Annotated in this window: 1 protein-coding gene; it reads right to left on the bottom strand. The window is 59.8% G+C overall.

Going from position 1 to position 615, the window contains the following annotated elements; translation table 11 throughout:
* Positions 1 to 615 (bottom strand): phospholipase D-like domain-containing protein (locus ACYP2Q_RS31475; RefSeq protein WP_459734105.1); only part of this gene is annotated, 615 nt, incomplete at both ends.

Here is a 615-nt window from a genome sequence, read left to right as displayed (position 1 = left end):
GAATGGTGTCGGCGCGCCCGAGGCTTTCGAGCATGCGTTGGGTATTGACTGCGCCAGGGCCAAGGCCTTGTTCTGTGTCATTGGTGACAACGAACAGATGCAGGCTGCCATGCTCCACAGGATCACGTCCGGCTCTGGCCTGGCTGGCGGCGACGTCCTTGATCAGGTTAGCCAGGGGAGGCCAGCGGAAATACTGGTTCTCGATGTAGATAAATTGGGTCGCGTTGTTGACGGCTTGCAGGTAAAGCTTTTCGATATCCCGCTTGCCTTCCTGGGGTTGGGTGCGCAGCAGTTGAGCCAACTGCCGGGTGGCGCCGGGCAAGCATTGAAGTTGTGGCCCCACCTGCTTGGCTTGCCGTAGAGCGAGCAGGTCCTCGCCGGTTTCCTTGCGCCAGGCGCTGGCGAAGTTGTGGTGCAGGTGTTCCAGAATCGGCCCGCTGACCTGACTGGAAATATCCTGACGTGGCGTATCACCACGCGGGCCGTGGTCGGGTCTGGGCTTGCTGTTCCTGGATCGATTTAGCGCGGTATGCCTGTCAGTGTCCCAGTACTCGTCGAGCATGTTGTGGCCCATGACGAAACCGATGGCACGGTCTGGCAGCTCATAATCGACCA

The sequence above is a fragment of the Pseudomonas sp. MHK4 genome (assembly GCF_054600775.1).
This window is presented reverse-complemented; position numbering and strand designations above follow the sequence as displayed.